The sequence below is a fragment of the Streptomyces sp. NPDC050121 genome (assembly GCF_044460385.1).
GTDB lineage: Bacteria > Actinomycetota > Actinomycetes > Streptomycetales > Streptomycetaceae > Streptomyces > Streptomyces soliscabiei.
The window spans coordinates 347,436-366,647 of record NZ_JBITJV010000003.1 but is presented as its reverse complement, the minus strand read 5'-3'; the positions used below and the strand labels follow the sequence as shown (position 1 = coordinate 366,647).

Annotated in this window: 13 protein-coding genes and 2 pseudogenes; 9 read left to right on the top strand and 6 right to left on the bottom strand. The window is 69.9% G+C overall.

Annotation, left to right across the window (positions count from 1 at the left end):
* The first annotated feature begins 77 nt into the window (after positions 1 to 77).
* On the top strand, positions 78 to 758 hold the full coding sequence (locus ACIBTS_RS06415; RefSeq protein WP_399316993.1) for an SCO4225 family membrane protein: 681 nt from the start codon (positions 78 to 80) through the stop codon (positions 756 to 758).
* 67 nt (positions 759 to 825) lie between these two features.
* Here ACIBTS_RS06415 and ACIBTS_RS06410 read toward each other — a convergent pair whose 3' ends face one another.
* Complete coding sequence (locus ACIBTS_RS06410; RefSeq protein WP_399317202.1) at positions 826 to 1,119, bottom strand: putative quinol monooxygenase; 294 nt, start codon at positions 1,117 to 1,119, stop codon at positions 826 to 828.
* Between the two features lie 150 nt (positions 1,120 to 1,269).
* Positions 1,270 to 2,232: a carbohydrate kinase gene (locus tag ACIBTS_RS06405; protein WP_399316991.1), complete on the bottom strand. Its 963-nt coding sequence runs from the start codon at positions 2,230 to 2,232 to the stop codon at positions 1,270 to 1,272.
* Between the two features lie 315 nt (positions 2,233 to 2,547).
* On the opposite strand from ACIBTS_RS06405, the gene ACIBTS_RS06400 reads away from it, so the two are divergent.
* From ACIBTS_RS06400 to ACIBTS_RS06385, 4 genes are all read left to right on the top strand, one after another.
* Entirely contained in the window at positions 2,548 to 3,564 is a 1,017-nt protein-coding gene (locus tag ACIBTS_RS06400; RefSeq protein ID WP_079662533.1) for a sugar ABC transporter substrate-binding protein, read from the top strand.
* A gap of 215 nt (positions 3,565 to 3,779) precedes the next feature.
* On the top strand, positions 3,780 to 4,793 hold the full coding sequence (locus tag ACIBTS_RS06395) for an ABC transporter permease (RefSeq protein ID WP_319671719.1): 1,014 nt from the start codon (positions 3,780 to 3,782) through the stop codon (positions 4,791 to 4,793).
* Complete coding sequence (locus ACIBTS_RS06390) at positions 4,790 to 5,626, top strand: ATP-binding cassette domain-containing protein (RefSeq protein WP_079662531.1); 837 nt, start codon at positions 4,790 to 4,792, stop codon at positions 5,624 to 5,626. The genes ACIBTS_RS06395 and ACIBTS_RS06390 overlap by 4 nt, the downstream gene beginning before the upstream one ends.
* 76 nt (positions 5,627 to 5,702) lie before the next feature.
* The gene (locus tag ACIBTS_RS06385; protein ID WP_399316989.1) at positions 5,703 to 6,752 is read left to right on the top strand and encodes a LacI family DNA-binding transcriptional regulator; all 1,050 of its coding nucleotides are present in this window, start codon (positions 5,703 to 5,705) and stop codon (positions 6,750 to 6,752) included.
* A gap of 217 nt (positions 6,753 to 6,969) precedes the next feature.
* Here the strand turns inward: ACIBTS_RS06385 and ACIBTS_RS06380 are convergent.
* Positions 6,970 to 7,560 (bottom strand): annotated as a pseudogene (locus ACIBTS_RS06380) (RNA-guided endonuclease TnpB family protein); the annotation flags it as partial.
* Between the two features lie 4 nt (positions 7,561 to 7,564).
* Positions 7,565 to 8,659 carry an alpha/beta hydrolase gene (locus ACIBTS_RS06375; RefSeq protein ID WP_334580358.1) on the bottom strand — a complete coding sequence of 365 codons (1,095 nt, stop codon included), beginning with the start codon at positions 8,657 to 8,659 and terminating at the stop codon, positions 7,565 to 7,567.
* Between the two features lie 486 nt (positions 8,660 to 9,145).
* Between ACIBTS_RS06375 and ACIBTS_RS06370 the strand changes: the two genes are divergently transcribed.
* Positions 9,146 to 9,511: a hypothetical protein gene (locus ACIBTS_RS06370; protein ID WP_399316987.1), complete on the top strand. Its 366-nt coding sequence runs from the start codon at positions 9,146 to 9,148 to the stop codon at positions 9,509 to 9,511.
* Between the two features lie 278 nt (positions 9,512 to 9,789).
* Here ACIBTS_RS06370 and ACIBTS_RS06365 read toward each other — a convergent pair whose 3' ends face one another.
* The gene (locus ACIBTS_RS06365) at positions 9,790 to 10,653 is read right to left on the bottom strand and encodes a hypothetical protein (protein ID WP_399316985.1); all 864 of its coding nucleotides are present in this window, start codon (positions 10,651 to 10,653) and stop codon (positions 9,790 to 9,792) included.
* 1,433 nt (positions 10,654 to 12,086) lie between these two features.
* Here ACIBTS_RS06365 and ACIBTS_RS06360 point away from each other — a divergent pair.
* The 3 genes and pseudogenes from ACIBTS_RS06360 to ACIBTS_RS06350 all read left to right on the top strand — a co-directional run.
* Positions 12,087 to 18,239, top strand: a complete 6,153-nt coding sequence (locus ACIBTS_RS06360; protein WP_399316983.1) for a DNRLRE domain-containing protein — start codon at positions 12,087 to 12,089, stop codon at positions 18,237 to 18,239.
* Positions 18,240 to 18,338: 99 nt separating this feature from the next.
* On the top strand, positions 18,339 to 18,647 hold the full coding sequence (locus ACIBTS_RS06355; protein ID WP_399316981.1) for a hypothetical protein: 309 nt from the start codon (positions 18,339 to 18,341) through the stop codon (positions 18,645 to 18,647).
* A 77-nt stretch (positions 18,648 to 18,724) separates the two neighbouring features.
* Positions 18,725 to 18,869, top strand: a pseudogene (locus ACIBTS_RS06350) (RNA-guided endonuclease TnpB family protein); the annotation flags it as partial.
* A gap of 51 nt (positions 18,870 to 18,920) precedes the next feature.
* On the opposite strand, the gene ACIBTS_RS06345 reads toward ACIBTS_RS06350, so the two are convergent.
* Positions 18,921 to 19,157, bottom strand: coding sequence for a hypothetical protein (locus ACIBTS_RS06345; protein WP_399316979.1), 237 nt, complete (start codon positions 19,155 to 19,157; stop codon positions 18,921 to 18,923).
* Positions 19,158 to 19,212 lie beyond the last annotated feature (55 nt).

Sequence of the window (19,212 nt, the reverse complement as noted above, 5' to 3'; positions counted from 1 at the left end):
TGTACTCATCCCTGTGCGCGCTTCCTGATTCACCGTGGAGGACATCACCGGACCTGACCGAACCGAAGGATCCAGCCATGCCGCATGCCTTCCACCCGCGCCGTCTGCTCGCTCTCGCCACGGACACCTGGCTCGCCCGGGGCTATCTGGCCGTCGTCGCCGGCTGCGTCGCGGTCATGGTGCTCTTCCCGGACAGCGCCGTCGCCGCGAGTCCCCTGGTGCTCACCGCGCCCCTGTCGTTCCTGGGCGCGGTCGTCCCGTTCGGTCCCGGCACCGAGGGCGGTGGGGCGGTCGAGGCGGCGGCCCTCGGCTTCTGGGCCGTATGGCTCCTCATGTGCGCCCTCGTGAACGCCGCCGTGCTCGGCGCGCTCGCCGCCAGATCGGCGACCGCCGCACCGCCCGCCGCGCGCGAGCGCCCCCGCCTGCACAGGACTCGGGCCCTGCTGGCGCCCGCGGTGGACAACTGGCTCGGGCGCGGGTATCTCGCCGTGGTCGCGGCGGCGCTGGCGTTCTTCCTGTACGCGGTGTACGTGCTGCCGGACCCGGGGTTCGCCGGGATCTGGCCGCTCATGGCCACGGCGCCGCTCGGCATCGTCGCCCTCCTGGTGTCGGCGCCCGCGGAGCACTCCTTGCTCACCTGGCTGGGCAGCCCGTTGGTCTTCGCCGCCGGGACGGCCCTGGCCGGGCTGTTCAACGCCGCGCTGCTCGGCCGACTCGCGCACCGGCTGCGGGCGCGGGACCCGCGTCCGGCCGTCTGAGTCCGGCGCGCCGGATCAGCGGCCGGGCAGCGGGCGGAGGGGCGGACGGTCTGACGGGTTATGCCCGTTATGCCAGCGGGTCGAGGAACGTCAGCACGGAGGCGTCCTCCTCGATCAGCGGGACGAGGGCGGCGTTGAACGGGCCGCCGTACGGGGCGTTCAGGTGCGCCTGGAAGGCCTCCTCGTCCCGGTACACCTCGAAGATCCAGAAGGCCCGCGGGTGGTCCGCCTTGGTGTAGACGTCGAAGGCGATGTTGCCCTCTTCCTCGCGCACCTTCAGGGCGTAGTCGCCGATCATGCGGGCGACCTCGTCCTGCGCTCCCTCACGGGCGGTGAACTCGGCGAGCAGGGTCTTCTTCACGGTCTCGTGTCCTTCTCGGTCGTGACGCACCAGGTCGATGTCATCGTTGACTTGTGTCATCGATGACATCGAGTCGCCCGATGATGGACGCAACCCGGCCGAAGCGTCAACGGTTCGGGCGGGACCGCCCGACACGAACCGGCCGCCCCGTCAGACACCGCCGGCGATCGTGAGCTCCTCCAGCTGGTCGCGCCACGGCGGGTTGGGGCCGGCGACGGAGCAGGTCAGGGCCGCGACCCGGGCGCCGAACCGGCAGGCTTCCGCGACGTCGTCGAGGCGGAGTTCCGTCAGCCGGCCGCCGAGGAGTCCGCGGGCGCCGAGGCGGTGCAGCAGTCCGGCGGTGAAGGAGTCGCCCGCGCCGACCGTGTCGACGACCCGGGTGGCCACCGCGGGCACCTGCACCCGTTCGCCGTCGAGCGAGGCCAGGGCGCCGTCGGCGCCCCGCGTGATCACGACCAGCCGCGCCCCGGCCGCGTGCCAGCTGTCGCACGCCTCCTCGGGCGAGACGCCCGGCAGCAGGAGCGCCAGGTCGTCCTCGCTCAGCCGCAGGATGTCGGTGAGAGCGCACCAGTGCGCCAGCCGGGCGCGGTAGACCTCGGGGCGCACCAGCAGCGGCCGGACGTTGGGATCGATGCTGACGGTGGCCCGCGGAGCCGCTGCCGCCAGGAACTCCTCCACCACCGGCCCGCCGGGCTCCCGGACCAGCGCCAAAGAACCGGTGTGCACACAGGCCGATTCGGACAGATCCACCCGTGCCAGCTCCTCGGCCGTCCACTGCCAGTCGGCCGTGTTCTGCGCGTGGAACGAGAACTGGGCCTGCCCGTCGGCGTCCAGCTCCGCCACGGCCAGCGTGCTGGGCTCGGTGGCGGCGACGGCGTACGACAGGTCGACGCCGGACGCGTCCAGGTGGGCCCGGAACAGTCGGCCGAAGACGTCGCCGGACAGGCGCGCGAGGAAGCGGGCCGGCGTGCCGAGCCGGGCCAGGGACACCGCCGTGTTCGCAGGTCCGCCGCCCGGCAGCACCCTCAGGGCGAGTTCGTTGGAGGCGTCCGCCGGTTCGGTGAAGGCGTCCGCGACGCACTCTCCCAGGACGGTGATCTGACGCGGGCTCATGTGCTGCTCCCTCTCGGAAGGGCTCGGAAGGCTCGGATGGCTCGGATGGACGGGGTGCACCGGATGGACCGGATCGGGCCGGACGGGCCGGACGACAGGGCGCCGCGGCGACACCGGCGGTGACCTGCTGCGCGGAGTCGGCGGCTACGGACGTTGCCGATTTGTGACGAGTGGAAGGCATTGACGTTGCCGGGATCCGGAGTCCATCATCCTCGCCAGGCAGTGTCAACGATGACATAAGTCAACGATGACACCCCGGGGCGGCAACGCTCTGATCCCACCCCCGTGCCGCCCGCTATCTCACAGGAGTCGATCATGTCTCGCACCACTCGCCTGTCCTCCTCCCTCCTCAGAGCCGCAGCGGTCACGGGCGTCGCGGCACTCACCCTGACGGCCTGCGGGTCCGGCTCCGGATCGGGCTCCTCGAGCACCGGCTCGGGCGAGGTCAAGGTCGGTCTGATCACCAAGACCGACACCAACCCGTTCTTCGTGAAGATGAAGGAGGGCGCGGAGAAGGCCGCCAAGGAGAACGGCGTCCAGCTCTCCACCGCGGCAGGCAAGTTCGACGGCGACAACGCCGGGCAGGTCACCGCCATCGAGAACATGGTCGCCGCCGGGGTGAAGGGCATCCTGATCACCCCCAGCGACTCCAAGGCGATCGTGCCCGCGATCGAGAAGGCGAAGGCCAAGGGTGTCCTGGTCATCGCCCTGGACACGCCGACCGAGCCGCAGAGCGCGGTCGACGCCCTCTTCGCCACCGACAACCTCAAGGCCGGCGAGCTGATCGGCGAGTACGCCAAGGCCGCCATGAAGGGCAAGACGGCGAAGATAGCCGCGCTCGACCTGGCGCCGGGCGTCTCCGTGGGCGTCCAGCGGCACGACGGTTTCCTGAAGGGCTTCGGCGCCACCGACAAGGACGTCGTCTGTGCCCAGGACACCGGCGGCGACCAGGCCAAGGGTCAGACCGCGATGGAGAACTGTCTGCAGAAGTCGCCCGACATCAACGTCGTCTACACCATCAACGAGCCGGCCGCGCTGGGCGCGTACACCGCGCTGAAGGCCAAGGGCCGGGAGAAGGACGTGCTGATCGTCTCCGTCGACGGCGGCTGCACCGGCACCCAGGCCGTCAAGGACGGCAAGATCGCGGCGACGTCGCAGCAGTACCCGCTGAAGATGGCCGCCGAGGGCGTCAAGGCCGTCGTGACATACGCCAAGGGCGGCAAGAAGGCGTCCGGTTACACCGACACCGGCGTCACGCTGATCACCGACAAGGCGCAGGCCGGGGTCACGTCGAAGGACACCGCCTTCGGCCTGGAGAACTGCTGGGGCTAGGACCTGTCCCAGGCGCTCCGCGGAATGTGCCGCGATATGCCGTCGTTCTTCTGCGGCGCCATCGTGGCCGGTCGCGCAGTTCCCCGCGCCCCTACCGCTTCTTGGACGCTCCCAAGGATCGTACGAAACGTCTCTCCCTCTCAGCGGGGCGGCCGCCCCGACCCCTCCCCGACCCGGGGCGGCCGCCCCCTTGTCTTCCGACAAGGACTTTTCGCATGACAGCCACGACCACGCCCCCGAGCACGTCCTCGCCCTATGCCGAGCTCAAAGCGCCGACCACGGCCCGCAGACTGCTGACCGCGCCGACCACCGGCCCCCTGGTCGCCCTCCTGCTGGCCTGCGCCTTCTTCTCCTTCTCCTCCGACCAGTTCCTGACCGGCGGGAACTTCTCGCTGATCGTGCAGCAGGTCATGGTCGTGGGCACCCTCGCCATCGGACAGACCCTGATCATCCTCACCGCGGGCATCGACCTGTCGTGCGGCGCCGTGATGGCCTTCGGCAGCATCGTGATCGCCAAGATGGCCGCCGAGGGCTCCCTGCCCCCGCTGCTCGCCATCGCCCTGGGCATCGCCGTCTGCGGCGGCTTCGGACTGCTCAACGGGCTGCTGGTGCAGAAGATCCCGCTGCCGCCGTTCATCGTCACCCTCGGCATGCTCAACGTGGCGTTCGCGCTGACCCACATCTACTCCGCGGAGCAGACGGTCACCAGCCTGCCCGGCCCGCTGACGGCCCTCGGGGAGACCTTCCCGCTGGGCCACACGGACATCACCTACGGCTCCCTGGTCACCATCGCCCTGTTCCTGCTCCTCGCCTACACCCTCAGCAGCACCGGCTGGGGCCGGCACGTCTACGCCCTGGGCAACAGCGCCGAGGCCGCCCGCCTCAACGGCATCCGCACCTCCCGCCTCACCATCGGCATCTACACCGTGGCCGGACTGCTGTACGGCATCGCCGCCCTGCTGCTCATCTCCCGCACCGGAGTCGGCGACCCGCAGGCCGGGCAGACCGACAACCTCGACAGCATCACCGCGGTGGTCCTCGGCGGCACCAGCCTGTTCGGCGGCCGCGGCTCGGTCCTGGGCACCTTCATCGGCGTCCTCATCGTCGGCGTGTTCCGCAACGGCCTGCAGCTGATGGGCGTCGCCTCCATCTACCAGACCCTGATCACCGGCGTCCTGGTGATCCTCGCGGTGACCGTCGACCAGATCTCCCGGAAGAAGGCACGATGACCGCCACCTCCTCCCCCACGCCCGTGCTGCAGGCCCGCGGTCTGGTCAAGCGCTACGGTCACGTCACCGCCATCGACGGCGCCGACTTCGACCTGCTGCCCGGCGAGGTCCTCGCCGTCATCGGCGACAACGGCGCCGGCAAGACCAGCCTGATCAAGGCGCTCACCGGCGCGGTGGTCCCGGACGCCGGCGAGATCCGGCTCAACGGCGAACCCATCACCTTCTCCGGTCCGCAGAGCGCCCGCGCCCACGGCATCGAGACGGTGTATCAGGACCTCGCCGTGGCCGCCTCCATGGACATCGCCTCCAACGTGTTCCTCGGGCGCGAGCTGCGCCGGCCGGGCGTCCTCGGCAGTGTCTTCCGCATGTTGGACAAGAAGCGCATGCGTCAGGAGGCCGCCGAGCACATGGCCGACCTGAAGATCGGGCTGCGCTCGCTGACGCAGTCGGTGGAGACGCTCTCCGGCGGACAGCGCCAGGCCGTCGCGGTCGCCCGTTCCGTCGCCTGGGCCCGCAGCGTCGTCGTCATGGACGAACCGACCGCCGCCCTCGGCGTGAAGGAGTCCGGCCAGGTGCTGGACCTCATCCGCCGTGTCCGCGACCAGGGCATGCCGGTCGTGCTGATCAGCCACAACATGCCCCATGTCTTCGAGATCGCCGACCGGATCCACGTCCACCGGCTGGGCCGGCGCGCCGCCCTGATCAAGCCGTCCGACTACTCCATGGCCGAGGTGGTCGCCATCATGACCGGGGCGCTCAGCATCGACGAGGCCGGAGATACTGTCGTAGCGGATTCGGAGGCCGCGAAGGCCGCCGGAGTCCAGGCCACCTGACAGCACAACCCGGCTCTCGCAGTTTCCGGCCGAGGCCGCGGCCAGAAACGAGAGCCCTCAGGAGACGGTTTCCTCCATGGCAGCGAACCGCCGCCCTACCCTGGCCGACGTCGCCCGCGAAGTCGGCGTCAGCGCCAAGACGGTGTCCCGAGTCCTCAACGAGGACGGACCCGCCTCCGCGCAGACGAGGGAACAGGTGCTGGCCGCAGTGGCCAAGCTCGGCTTCCAGCCGAACCTCATGGCCCGCAACATCCGCGTCGGCGGCCCGGACACCACCATCGGTCTGGTCATTCCCGACCTCGCCAACCCCTTCTTCGGGGCCGTGGCCCGCGCCATCGAGGACACCGTCCGCGAACGCGGACTGACCCTGCTGATGGGCTCCTCGGCGGACGACCCGGCACGTGAACGCGCCCTGACGGACAAGTTCCTCGCCCGCCGCGTCAGCATCCTGATGGTCGTCCCGTCCGTCGGCGCCGACCACTCCCACCTGAAGTCCCACCGTACGGCGGGACTTCCCGTGATGTTCCTCGACCGACCCGGGGTCGGTCTCGTCACGGACAGCATCGTCAGCTCCAACCGTGCCGGAGCCCACGACGGCGTCGCCCATCTCGTCGCGCAAGGACACCGGCGCATCGGCTTCGTCGGCGATCTGCCCCCGAAGCTGTACACCCGCCGGGAGCGGCTGGCCGGCTACCGCTCGGCGCTGCAGGAGGCCGACATCCCCTACGACCGCTCGCTCGTCACCAACGCCCACGACCAGCGGGGCGCCGAGACCGCGACCGCCCAACTCCTCGGCCTGGCCGATCCACCGACCGCCCTGTTCGCCGGGAACAACATCATGGCGCTGGGCATAGTCGCCGAACTGGCCCGCAGCAGGCGCAAGCACGTGGCCCTCGTCTCCTTCGACGACGTGTCGCTCGCCGAGGCGCTCGAGCCGGCTCTGACGGTCGTCGCCCAGGACGCGGAGGCCCTCGGCCGGGCGGCCGCGACGACCGCGCTGACCCGGCTCGACGGCGACCGCTCCCGCGCCCGCACCCTCACCGTCCCCACCCGTCTGATCGTCCGGGGCTCGGGCGAGCTTCCCGTCCCCGCGCCGCAGGAGGCGCTTCAGGAGGCGCTGACCTGAGCGGCGCAGGGGGCGGCGGTCCACGCGGGCTCCGGGGCTCGCGGTGAAGTCCCGGGGCTCGAGGTGCAGGAGAACCCTGGTTTCCATAGTGTGTTAATCGCAGTTTTTCCGGGGTGTTTGTCTCCCCCGGCGGGGGGTGTGGCGACAGTCACCCGTCACCGCATGAATCACCGCACCGTCAGGAGACGTGATGGCCTCCCTTGACGTGCTCCCTGGCCTAAAGTCCAGGGATTCCGGCCTGAGTCGTCTGTCCCTTCCGGGGGCTTCCTGCTTCAACGCGCTGTGCGGGCACGTGTGCCCGTCTTACCGGCGCTCCACAGGCGTTTGGCGTCTCCACCCGTCCGGTGGCGACGATTCGGCGTCCTTCGAAGAGGACGTTGCGTGCTGCGTTGTGGTCGCGGTCGTGCACGGTGCCGCATACGCTGCACGTCCATTCCCGGACGTGCAGGGGCTTGGGGCCGTCCCTGAATCCGCAGGCCGAGCAGACCTGAGAGGACGGGAAGGCGCGGTCCACCTTGGCGAAGGTGCGGCCGTGCAGAGCCGCCTTGTACTCCAGCATGCCGACGAACGCGGACCATCCCGCATCGTGCACGGACTTGGCGAGCCGGGTACGCCCGAGACCGGACACCGCGAGGCTTTCCACGTACACCGCTTGGTTGTCGCGAATGATCTGTGTGGATGCCTTGTGGTGGAAGTCCCGGCGCCGGTCCGTCACCTTGGCGTGCTGGCGTGCGACCTTGATACGGGCCTTGGCCCGGTTCTTCGATCCCTTGGCCTTGCGCGACAGCTCCCGCTGATTTCGGCGCACCACACTAGTTCTGGAAGAGTACTTCCGGATTGTTCGGCGAGGGGCCGTCCAGCAGCGGACTGTGGATCCTCTTCAGCGTCTGGTCGAAGAACGCTGTCACGTACTCGCGGGTGATCATCACCCCGCGTTCCGGGGAGAGGGGCGGCGTCGGGAACCCGGCCTCCTCCAGAAGCAGGTCCAGGTCGCTGAAGCTGAAGTGGTCGGCGCCGGCGACCGTCAGCCACTTCTTGTAGCCGCCGAGGGCGGCCCAGGTCTGCCCCCACGTGGTGTCGTGGCCGCCGACCGGGTGGTTGTCGGCCGCACCCAGCATGAGGAACGGCCGGTTGATCTGGCCGGGCATCGGGGCCGGGTGGAAGGCGCCGTCCATGTTCACTCCGGCCCGTACTCGCGGGTCGGCGATCATCGTGGCGGCCGCCGCCGCTCCGCCGAGGGAGTGTCCGGCCATGCCGATCTCGTGCTTGTCGATGAGGTGTGCCAGGCGCCACGCGGTATTGCCATGCGTCAACTGGTCGATCACGAAGGACACGTCCAGTGCGCGGCTGGCGGCGACGGAGTCGAAGTCGAGCGCCGGGTCATCGCAGATCGCGCACGGCGGCGTCTGGCCGTTCGCCAGCGTCTCGCCGCTGTCCTCGTAGGTGTGGCCGACGAGCGCGACGACGTAGCCGTGACTGGCCAGGTCGGTCGCGAGTGAGGTGAGCACCATGCGCGGGTCCTCGTACGCGGGTGAGAGGACCGCCAGCGGATACTTGCCCCTCTGCGGCCGCGCGCCGTCGAAGGCGTGAGTGGTGACGCTGGAAAGGTTCTGCGGGGTGACGCCGGAGCTCGCCGGCAACTTCCGGCGCTGGAGGGATCCGGCTGCCTCGGCGAGGGTCATATAAGGGGCCGGAGTCCCGGTCCCGGGGACGGCCGGGTAGACCATCGTGACGGTCAGTTGGCGGGGGCCGGATGACGGCACCCACGGGTCGGGACGGCTCGCGTCGGTGAGGTGGATGACGTCCTCGCCGGCGGCGTAGGGGCCGATCGGCGCGGGGAGCGTGCCTTGGAAGGACCGCGTGTGTGCGGTGGCCGTGGCCGGTGCGGTGTCTGCCGGCGTGCTCACCCGCTGAGCGGATACCAACCCTCCGCGATCGCTTCGGGGCACCGCCCCCGCCGAGGCGGCTCCGGCCGTCACCGTCGTAGCGGCCAGGCCGGCCAGGACCATCCCGGTGCTCAGCCAACGAAACGCGGAACGTGAACTGCGTTCTGGGTATGGGGAATTCATGTCGCCGACGCTACGTACGACCGCACCCGCCTACAGCCCGGTCAGCAGGTGCATCCGCCCTGGGGCAATCCCTACCACCATCCCGGGTGCGCGCCTGACGAACCTCCCGTCAACCCCCGAAGGACTTCCGGAGCCGACCACTAAGGTGCACGTCAGAGCAGCCTTGAGATGCATTCATCCCCGGCGTGAACGACTCCGTTGGGAAAGGCGTGATTCGAGCAGTGCCGTGTCGTTCGTCTTGTCGATGGCACATTCCCCAACGGAGTCGTTCACGCCGGGGCTTTCTGCAAGACTCCCGGTAAAGCCGTCGCTCGGGCTGTCCCGGTGTACGCGTTCGCCGGCATCCGCATCGTCAACGGGGCCGCCGGACTGCTCGCACCCGAACTGCTCATCCGGCGCCTCGACCCCGACCGTGAGCCGCCCAGTCCGGCGGCCGTGTACGCGTTCCGGCTCGGGATCCGTACGATCCTGCTCGGCCTCGATCTGCTGACCCACCGCGACGAGCGGTTGCGGGAGAGCCTGCGCGACGGCGTCCTGATCCACGGCAGTGACACCGCGACGGCGGCCACGCTGAGTCTGAGCGGCCGGGTCGCGCCGCGTACCGCGGCGCTGACCACGCTGATCTCGGCCACCAACACGGTCCTGGCCGGCGTCGCGCTCGCCAACCCGGTGAAGGGGAAGCCGACATGACGGAGAAGCCGCACCACGGCGGGGGCCCGCTCGGCCTGGACAGCGTGTACAGCCGGCTGCTCGTCGGCGGGCTAGGGCCTGTCCGGCGGATCATGCCGCAGACGCGGGGGATGGCACGCCCTCCTGCGACTTGATCCGCCGGACAGGCCCTAAGCGCCCGGACAACGTGGCGGACCGAACGTGGTGCAGGTCCGCGACATCCACGGCGGCCTGGCCATGGAGTGACCGCACGTGCGGGTCACGTCCACGCCGCCGGCCTCCCGGTCCGGCCGGTTGCCTCACTCGTCCTCTCCGGCGTTCCTGCCCGGCAGGAACGTCTGGCGTGCCCAGAGGCCGAGCAGCGCCGTCCCGCCGACCCACAGCGGCACCGGGTCGCTGGCAAGGGGCGCCAACGCGTATCCCAGCGCCGTCACCGTGCACACGGTCAGGGGAATGAACGCCGCGGCGCCTTCCATCCCGGACCGCAGCGCCGGCCGGCCGGCGCCCAGGACGCTCGCCCCGCCGGGCACCCAGGCGGCGACTCCGACGACCAGCAGTCCTGCGGTATCGCAGCCGTCGGCCAGCAGGGACGTCCCCTCGGGACCGTGCGGGCCGACCGTCCACAGTCGCACGGTGTCGCCGATCAGCATGAGGGACAGTCCGACGATCGCCACCCACAACGTGGCCTGCTGGTCGCTCCGTACGAGGCGGCGCAGGGCGAGCAGAAAACTGAGGAACACCACTTCCGCAGTCCACAGTAAGCCCACCATCCCCGTCTCGGGCCGCCAGCCATCACCGCCCCTACCCAGGAGCACCCATCCCGAAAGGAACACGGCCCCGGCCGTGACGGTCCCGTCCAGCAGGCGCCGCAGCCACGCGTGTCTACCGGTGCCGGCATCGGCCGCGACCACCAGACCGGCCATCCCCAGCCCGACCGCGACCGTCACTCCGGTGACCACCGCCAGACCGACCAGGCTTCGGGAGTCCAGCCCCGGCGCCGGTCGATCCGACAGGACGGCGATCGCGACCCGATAGACACCGCCGGCGGCCGCGGAGCCGGCCAACAGCAGCAGCCGTGTCCGTACCCGTCCGTACGCGCCCCCGACCCGGATCAGCAGGGACACCGTCAGCACCCAGCAGCCGACGAACGGTCCGATCGACATCATCCGCACCGCCCGGCGCTCGCCCGCCCACCACCCTGGGCGGCTCTGGTCCAACGGCAGCCACTCGTCCGGACTCCGAGCGGGTCCGGTGCCTTCCCCAACCTCAGCATGACGCCGACCGTACGAGACTCAACCACCGGCACCGAGCGGAAAGCCGGATGATTCACTCGGGCTGTGGACGTCGGCCGCCGGAAGGTTTGCCTTTCCACCGCGCGGAGCAGGTGTGTGCGGTCCCTCGGGACGAATCGTCGCCGCGCGGCGGTCCGATCGGCCGGTGGTGGCGTGTGGTGCCGCGAACGACCGCGCAGGGCGTGCTCATCGCGCAGGGGGGCCGGTTCGGCGGCTGGTCCCTGTACGTCACCGACGGAAGACCGGCCTACGTCTACAGCTACTTCGGGATGAGCCTGTACACCGTGCGCGGCGACCGGCCCCTGACACCGGGACGGCACGAGGTGCGGACGCTCGACGTCGGAGTGGACCTGAGCACGCCGGTGACCGACGACTACCCCGTCCTCGACAACGAGTTCACGGGAACCGTCCGTACCGTGCGCATCGACCTGGACACGTCGGCCGCCGAACCCTCCGAGTCCGACGGCGGGCTGCACCGCGCGTCATGGGGGCCCAGTGAGCTGCTGCACGCCGTCCGGCGGCCGGGCGGCGGACCGGCCGCCGTCCCCGCGGGCCGGTGTCCGCCCGGCGTCCACCGAGGGCATGGTGGCCGTCTTCATACGCTGATAACGTCACCACTCCCTCATGGTTACGCACACTCAACAACCTTTCGCGGCCAGCCGCTGACAACCCCGCCGGGACCGCGACCCGGACCACCTCTTCACCACCATCGGGCACCACTTCGGCCGCGTCGAACCACGCCGCCGCATGCGGGACCACGTGCGCGCACTACTCGCCCCGGTGGCCCGAAAGAACAGCCGGCAGCTGGCTGAACAGGCAGGCCATCCCACGCCCGACGGCCTGCAGCACGCATCGATACCCGAGGAGATGGGCGGTGGGTCGAACTCCCTGCAGATCTGTCCCGATTCACGATGATCTTCCCTAAAGAACAGGCAATCGCCCTGCCGAGACGGGAGGTTGCCGGACCCCACCCCCGAACGGCCACGTCAGGCGCCCATTGCCCTCAAACCCTTGCAATTCGGACGACCGCCGGAGTTCCATAGCGGCGCCACCTCGGCACGATCAGGCCATTTTTTGGGTTTGGCTTGACCAAACCCCACTCTTCCCATACGCAGCCGGGATCGACGGCGATTCGCACCTGAGATATTCACACGCCCCCTCGGAGTGATCTTGAACAGTCACTGCCCTTGGGAGCGCTTCACACCTTGGGTGGAAAGGCCGGATTCGTGTTCGCACGTGACATTGCTGGTGGGGCCCTAGGGCCCCGTGTAAGAAGATGGGCGGCGGCGGTCACAACGACCGCCATGCTGTCCACCATGCTCGGGACGGCGCTCGCAACGCCGGCCCAGGCCGCCTCCGGGAAGAGTTCGAAGGCTCCGCTCGTGACGGAGCGGCCCGACCCGCTGTCGGCGATGATGGCGGCCCGCAAGCAGAAGACGCGGGTCGAGGTGGTCTCGGAGCGCGCCGAGACCTCGCAGACCTTCGCCAACCCGGACGGCACGTGGACCACGGCCGAGACCCCGGGCCCCGTACGGGTCAAGGACCGGGCTTCCGGGACGTGGCACTCGATCGACACCACGCTCGTCCAGGACGAGAAGTCCGGTGCGTGGCACCCCAAGTGGGCCGCGGCCGATATATCCATATCCAACGGCGGCACCGGCTCGTTCGCCTCGATCCAGCAGGACGCGCGCGCCTTCGGGGTCTCCTGGCCGGGCCGCCTTCCGCGGCCGACGGTGTCCGGCGACAGCGCCACCTACCCCAACGTCCAGCCGGGCGTGGACCTCAAGGTGACGGCGCTGCCCACCGGGTTCTCGCACGTCCTGATCATCCGGCAGGCCCCGGTCAAGCCGCTGAAGTTCGACCTGCCCACCCACACCTCCGGGCTGGCGCTCTCCAGTGACAAGGCGGGCCATCTCGGTCTGCGCAACAAGGCCGGCAAGCTGGTCGCCTCAGCGCCCGCGCCGTCGATGTGGGACTCCTCCCGTGACCCGCGTTCGGGCGGGCCGCGCAATGTCGCCACCATCCCCACCGAGGTGAAGCGCGGCAGCAAGGCCGCCGACAGTGCGCTGCTGCTGTCGCCGTCCCCCGCGTTCTTCGCGAAGCCGGACCTGACGTACCCGGTGATCGTCGACCCGGCCACGACCCTGGCCGTGACCACCGACACCTGGGTGCAGAACCCGGACTACCCGGACTCCCAGATATCCTCCGCCGAACTGAAGGCCGGCACCTACGACGGTGGTACGGACCTCGCCCGTTCGTACCTGAAGTTCGACGTGTCCAAGTTCGCGGGCAAGCACATCACCGACACGGACCTGCAGCTGTACTCGTACTACTCGTCCACCTGCTCCACCGCCGGTGCGGGTGTGCAGGTGCGCCGTATCACGACGAACTGGGACTCCTCCACGGTCACTTGGGGCGCCCAGCCGGGCACGACGACCACCGATGCCGTCACCAACACCGCCGCCCTGGGCTACAGCTCGTCATGCCCCGCGGGCAACATGCACTGGGACGTCGACAACATCGTCAGGTCCTGGACATCCGGTGCTTCGACCAACTACGGGTTCCAGGTCCGCGGCGCCTCGGAGACGGACTCCCTGACCTGGCGGCGCTTCCGCTCGGCCAACTACGTCTCCGGTGACGATTCGGTCGAGCCCCACCTGACGGTCACGTACAACTCGCTGCCCGGTACGCCGACCGGCATGGCCGCGTCCCCGCTCGTGACCACCACCGTCAACACCATCAAGTCGACGTCGGCGTCACCGACGTTCTCGGCGAAGTCCACGGACGCGGACGGCGGCAACGTCACGCTGACGTTCGAGGTCTCCCACGACCCGGCCTACACCTCCGAGGGCACCGGAGTGATGTGGACCGGCACCAAGACGGTGGCCTCGGGCACGACCGGCTCGGTCACCATGCCGTCGACCGTGATCGGCTCGACCCGCCCGCACATCCAGTGGCGGGTCCAGGCATCCGACGGCACGGACACCAGCGCATGGTCCGGCTACGGCAAGTTCGGCTTCAACGTCACCCCGCCGAACGCGCCGACCATCACCTGCCCCGACTTCACGGCCGGAGCGTGGTCCTCCCACACCGGCACCGAGATCTGCACCCTGGACAGCACGTCCACGGACGGCGCCGGCTACTACTGGTCCCTGGACAACGCCAACCCGACCACCAAGCTGGCCGACCCGAACGGCACCGGCGGTGACCCGCTCACCGTCTCGATCAACCCCGTCAACGGCTGGCACACGCTGTACGGGAAGACCTTCGACGACTCGTACAACCAGTCCACCGTCACGGCCTTCTCCTTCGGCGTGGGCACGGCGGGCTTGACCTCCCCGAAGGACCAGGACACCACCTCCACCACGTTCCCCCTGCAGGCCAACGCCCCGGCCGGTTCCGCGAAGGTCACCTTCCAGTACCGCCAGGGCGCCAGCGGGAGCTTCGTGAACATCCCCGCCGGGGACGTGAAGAACGGCACTTCGGCCGTCACCTGGCCGGTGGCCGTGAACTCCGTCACCGGCGGTGTGCAGTCGCCGGCGCTGACCTGGAGCGTCACCCACACGGTCGCCGATGACGGTCTGCTCCAGATCCAGGCGGTCTTCACCGACTCCGCCGGCAACAACGCGATCACCACGTTGCCGGTCAACGTCACCCTGGACCGGCTCGGCACCGGCGTCGACTTCGGCACCACCAATGCCGGACCGGTCACCGTGGGCCTGCAGTCGGGCAACGCCTCCGTCCGCGCGACCGACGCCACGATCGCCTCCTTCAACAGCGGTCTGACCGTCAGCCGTACCTTCAACTCCCTCGCCCCCGCGGCCCCGTCCCTCTTCGGGCCGGGCTGGACCACGACCCTGCCGGTGATCGGCACCGGCGCGGCCTGGTCCTCGGTCACCGAGTCCAGCAGCTACGTAGTGCTGACCCGCGCCGACGGCTCCGAGCTGACCTTCGCCACCGGCGCCACCGACGGCAGCGGCGTCACCTCGTACACCGCACAGGGCACCGCGGCCGGCCTCGGGCTGACCCTGACGAAGAAGTCGGGCGCCTTCACGCTGACCGGCGAGGGCGGCGTCGTCGTCACCTTCACCCACCCGGCGGGCTCCGCCGCCGGCAGCTACCTGCCGTCGTCCGTGACCCGGCCCGGCGGAGGCAACAACGCCACCGGCTACGTGTACGACGCGACGAGCACCGACCCGGCCTACGGCAAGCCCGTCCTGGTCATAGCCCCGGACGCCAACGCGCCCGCCGGCACCCCCAGCACCACGGCCTGCCCCAACCCGCCGTCGGCGAGCACCTGGGACGCGGGCTGCCGCGCCCTGCAGCTCACGTACGACAGCACGACCAAGAACGTGTCGGAAGTCGACTTCGTCACCTCCGACGGCGCCACCCTCACCCGGACCGCCGTGGCGAGCTACAGCTACGACGCCTCCGGCCGGCTCATCGCGGAGTGGGACCCGCGGATCAGCCCCGCGCTGAAGAACACGTACACCTACAACGAGACCGCCGGCAGCTCCGACTTCGGGCGTCTCACCTCGATCAGCCCCGCCCAGTCCACGGCCGGAACCCTCGCCCCGTGGACCATGACGTACAACACCACGTCGGGCAGCGCTGACTACGGCAAGCTGACCTCCGTCACCCGCGCGCATGACGCCGCGCACGGCAGCGGTTCCGCCAAGACCGTGGTCGTCTACAGCGTTCCGCTGACCACCACGGCCGGCGGCCCGGCGAACCTGGACGCGACCACCGCCGCGACCTGGGGCCAGCAGGACGCCCCGGTCTCTGCCGTCGCCGTCTTCCCGCCGGACCACGCGCCGAGCGGCACCCCGCCGTCCGACTGGACGTACGCGCAGATCCTGTACTACGACGCCAACGGCCGCGAGGTGAACACCGCCGCCTACAACAACGGCTGGAACATCACCACCACCGAGTACGACCAGTACGGCAACACCGTGCGCGAGCTGTCCGCGGCCAACCGGGCCACCGCCCTGGCCGCGGCGGACCCTGCCGGCACCGCGAACCAGCTCGACATGCGGTACCTGTACTCGGCCGACGGCAGCCAGCTGCTCGACGTCTACGGTCCCGCCCGCCAGGCGAGCACCGGTGGCGTCCTGCAGGCCATCCGCACACACACGCACAACACCTACGACGAGGGCGCCCCGAACAGCGACCGCGACGCCAACGGTCAGCCCTACGGCCTGGTGACCACCCAGACGACGACCGCCAGTGTCGGCGCCGACATCCCCGGCGCCTCCGACACCGACGCCCGGGTCACCCAGAACCTTTACAGCATCGGCACGGACAACACCGGCTGGACGCTGCACACCCCGCTGCAGACGGTGACCGACCCCGGCACCGGCCACCTCGGCATCGTCAGGACGACGACGTACAACGAGGACGCCAATCTCTACAGCGGCCAGTCCCTGCCCGTCGAGTCCCGTATGCCGAGCAACTCCGGCGGCAACGGCGCCGGCACCACGCGCACCGTCTACTACACCGCCGGCGCCAACAGCGCCGACTCGGACTGCGGCAACAAGCCCGCCTGGGCCAACCTGGTCTGCAAGACCAAGCCCGCCGCCCAGCCCGGAACCAGCGGCCTGGCAGGCCTGAAGACCACCCAGTACACCTACAACGTCTACCTGGAGCCGCTCACCCAGACCGAGACCTGGACGACCGCCGCCGGCACCACCGCGACCCGCACCGCCACCTCGACCTACGACGCGGCGGGCCGGCCGGCCGGCTCCACGCTGGCCACCGCCGGCACCGGCATGGGCACCGCGGTCCCGGCGTCCAAGAACGTCTACAGCGACACCAGCGGCCTGCCCACCTCGAGGCAGAACCTCGACGCCGGCGGCGCCGTCACGGCCGAGCTGAAGACCGCGTACGACGACTTCGGCAACGTCACCAGCTACACCGACGCCTCCGGAAACGTCAGCCAGTTCACCTACGACCTGGCGGACCGGGTCCTCACCCGTGACGACGGCAAGGGCACCGCGACCCTCACCTACAACGGTGGCTCCAACCACACCGGCGCGGTGACCACGGAGGCCGACTCCCAGGCCGGCACGTTCACCTTCGCCTACGACCCGGACGGCAGCGTCGTCACCCAGAACTACCCCGACGGCACCGTGGGCGCCTACACCTACGACGCCACGGGGACGGCCACCGACCTCACTTACACGAACAGCAACTGGACCAGCCCCCTCACCGACAGCATCGACACCAACGCCTTCGGTGACTGGGTCGACCGCTCGACGCTGAACAGCAACCAGACCTACAGCTATGACGCGGCCGACCGCCTGAGTGCCGTCACCGACACCCAGTCCAGCCAGTGCACCACCCGCGGCTACGGCTACGACGCCGACTCCAACCGGCTCTCCGCGACGACCGGACTGCCCGCGGTCGACGGCAGCTGCCAGAGCGGCACCACCACGACGGCGTCCTCGGTCTACGACGCCGCCGACCGGCTGGTCAACGCCGGCTACACCTACGACACCCAGGGAGACATCACCACCACCCCGGCGGTGGACGCCTCGGGCAGCGACCTCACCGCCACCTACTACGCCAACAGCATGCTCGCGGGCCAGACCCAGGGTTCGCGCACGCTCAACTGGCAGCTCGACCCCCAGGGCAACCGGCAGGCGTCGTACTCCGACAGCGCGACCGGCCTGACCTACACCAACCACTACGCGACCGGCGCGGACACCCCCGCGTGGACGTCCGACTCGGCGGGCGGGTGGAGCCGCAACGTCGCCACGGTCACGGGCCTCGCCGCCCAGGTCACCAACTCCGGGACGACACTCCAGCTCGTCAGCCTGCACGGCGACGTGATGGCGACGGTGGACCCGGCGGCCGCCTCCTCGGTCACCGGCACCTTCACCTACAGCGAGTTCGGCGCCGCGGAGACCGGTGCGCCTGGCACGTACGGCTGGCAGGGCGGAGCGCAGCGCTCCGGCCTGGCGCTCGGCGGCCAGATCCTGATGGGCGCTCGCGGCTACAACACGGCCACGGGACGGTTCGGTCAGGTCGACTCGGTGTCCGGCGGTTCCGCCAACTCCTACGACTACGGCGACCAGAACCCGCTCACGCAGTACGACCCCGAGGGCACCAGCACGTACGGTACGTGCTACAGCGGCACCTACCACAAGACGTGCTCGCTCTACCTGAGCGAGTACGCCACCACCATGCTGATCGACGCCCTGGTGTTCGGTGCCACGGTCGCGGGCGCCTGCGCGGCCGCCGGCCTCTTCTCGCTCATCGGTGCGCCGGCGGCGGCGGTGTGCGGGGCCATCTCGGCCGTCGCCTACGTCACGGCGGCCGGCCTGGACTGGATCGATGACGCGGGACACAACCACGGCATCTACTTCCGGGTGTACTTTGCCGCGTACTGGACCTGGTCGAACTGGAGCTGGCACAAGCACTGGGCGCCGGTCGGGGGTTACGTCTGGCACCGGTAGTCCCCCCATGTGACCGTGCCGCGGCGGGACGGTTTCCCGACTCGCCGCGGCACGATTCGAGATTCAAGCGATCAGCACAGAAATGAGGCGAGTCCGAGCATGAACACCGGCACCGCAGACGTCGTCACGTATGTCACGGGGTTCGCAGTGGGAGCTTTCCTGATCGCAGACGGCTTGCTCCGTGTGCGCGGTATCGACTGGTCACCGCGGCGCCGCAGGTCCGGGACGGCCTTTCCGGTCCGGATCAGCCTGATGGCCGGCGTGGGGATATGCCTCATCGCCGCCTCACGCATCCCCTCCGGCCACCGGCTGCTGGGGGACGCCCTCCTCATGACCCCGGGGACCCTGCTCTTCGTGTGGTCCATGGTCCTTGTGGTGAGATCGGCGAGATCTCGCGAGGAGGCATAGCCGGAAAACCCGCGTCAGCCCTGCTGACGCGGGCGTCCGCGCCCCCGCACCCGTACCCGGGTGGCGGGGGCGCGGTGTTCCACGGCCCACGGTCGGATGAGCTGATCCGCGACAACCAAGCGATCGGCGTGGAAGACCTGGCGGTCAAAGGACGCGCGCACCAGGCTGGCCAGAAGTGTCCATGACGCCGGATGGTCAGCGTTCGTCAACGGTCGTTCATACAGTCTTGACGGCGGCCGCGCGTAGGCGGTCGCGCTACAGACAGGGGGGCCATCACTCCACGTCGCGCACCGCGAGTAGTTCGATCACTGCCCCAGACGACTCCAGCAATGGTGCAGCGGTGGAACGCCGGGGATCCGCTCGGTAGGCATCGAGCGCCTCACTGTCGGGAAAGGTCACAAGGTGGGCCTCGACCCGGTCATCCAGCGTGCGCAGTCGGCGCTGAAGACACCCTCCGTACTCGGCGAGGAGTGGCAGGACGGCACTTTCATACGCGTCGAACGCACCCAAGCCTCCTTCAGGCACCCGCGCGAGCATCAAGTATGTGACGGCCATGGCCCCTCGC

Bases quoted from the DNA above. Each gene is read 5' to 3' on its own strand.
- ACIBTS_RS06415 (WP_399316993.1), top strand. From the start codon at position 78: ATGCCGCATGCCTTCCACCCGCGCCGTCTGCTCGCTCTCGCCACGGAC.
- ACIBTS_RS06405 (WP_399316991.1), bottom strand. From the start codon at position 2,232: ATGAGCCCGCGTCAGATCACCGTCCTGGGAGAGTGCGTCGCGGACGCC.
- ACIBTS_RS06400 (WP_079662533.1), top strand. From the start codon at position 2,548: ATGTCTCGCACCACTCGCCTGTCCTCCTCCCTCCTCAGAGCCGCAGCG.
- ACIBTS_RS06395 (WP_319671719.1), top strand. From the start codon at position 3,780: ATGACAGCCACGACCACGCCCCCGAGCACGTCCTCGCCCTATGCCGAG.
- ACIBTS_RS06390 (WP_079662531.1), top strand. From the start codon at position 4,790: ATGACCGCCACCTCCTCCCCCACGCCCGTGCTGCAGGCCCGCGGTCTG.
- ACIBTS_RS06385 (WP_399316989.1), top strand. From the start codon at position 5,703: ATGGCAGCGAACCGCCGCCCTACCCTGGCCGACGTCGCCCGCGAAGTC.
- ACIBTS_RS06365 (WP_399316985.1), bottom strand. From the start codon at position 10,653: ATGTCGATCGGACCGTTCGTCGGCTGCTGGGTGCTGACGGTGTCCCTG.
- ACIBTS_RS06360 (WP_399316983.1), top strand. From the start codon at position 12,087: ATGCTGTCCACCATGCTCGGGACGGCGCTCGCAACGCCGGCCCAGGCC.
- ACIBTS_RS06355 (WP_399316981.1), top strand. From the start codon at position 18,339: ATGAACACCGGCACCGCAGACGTCGTCACGTATGTCACGGGGTTCGCA.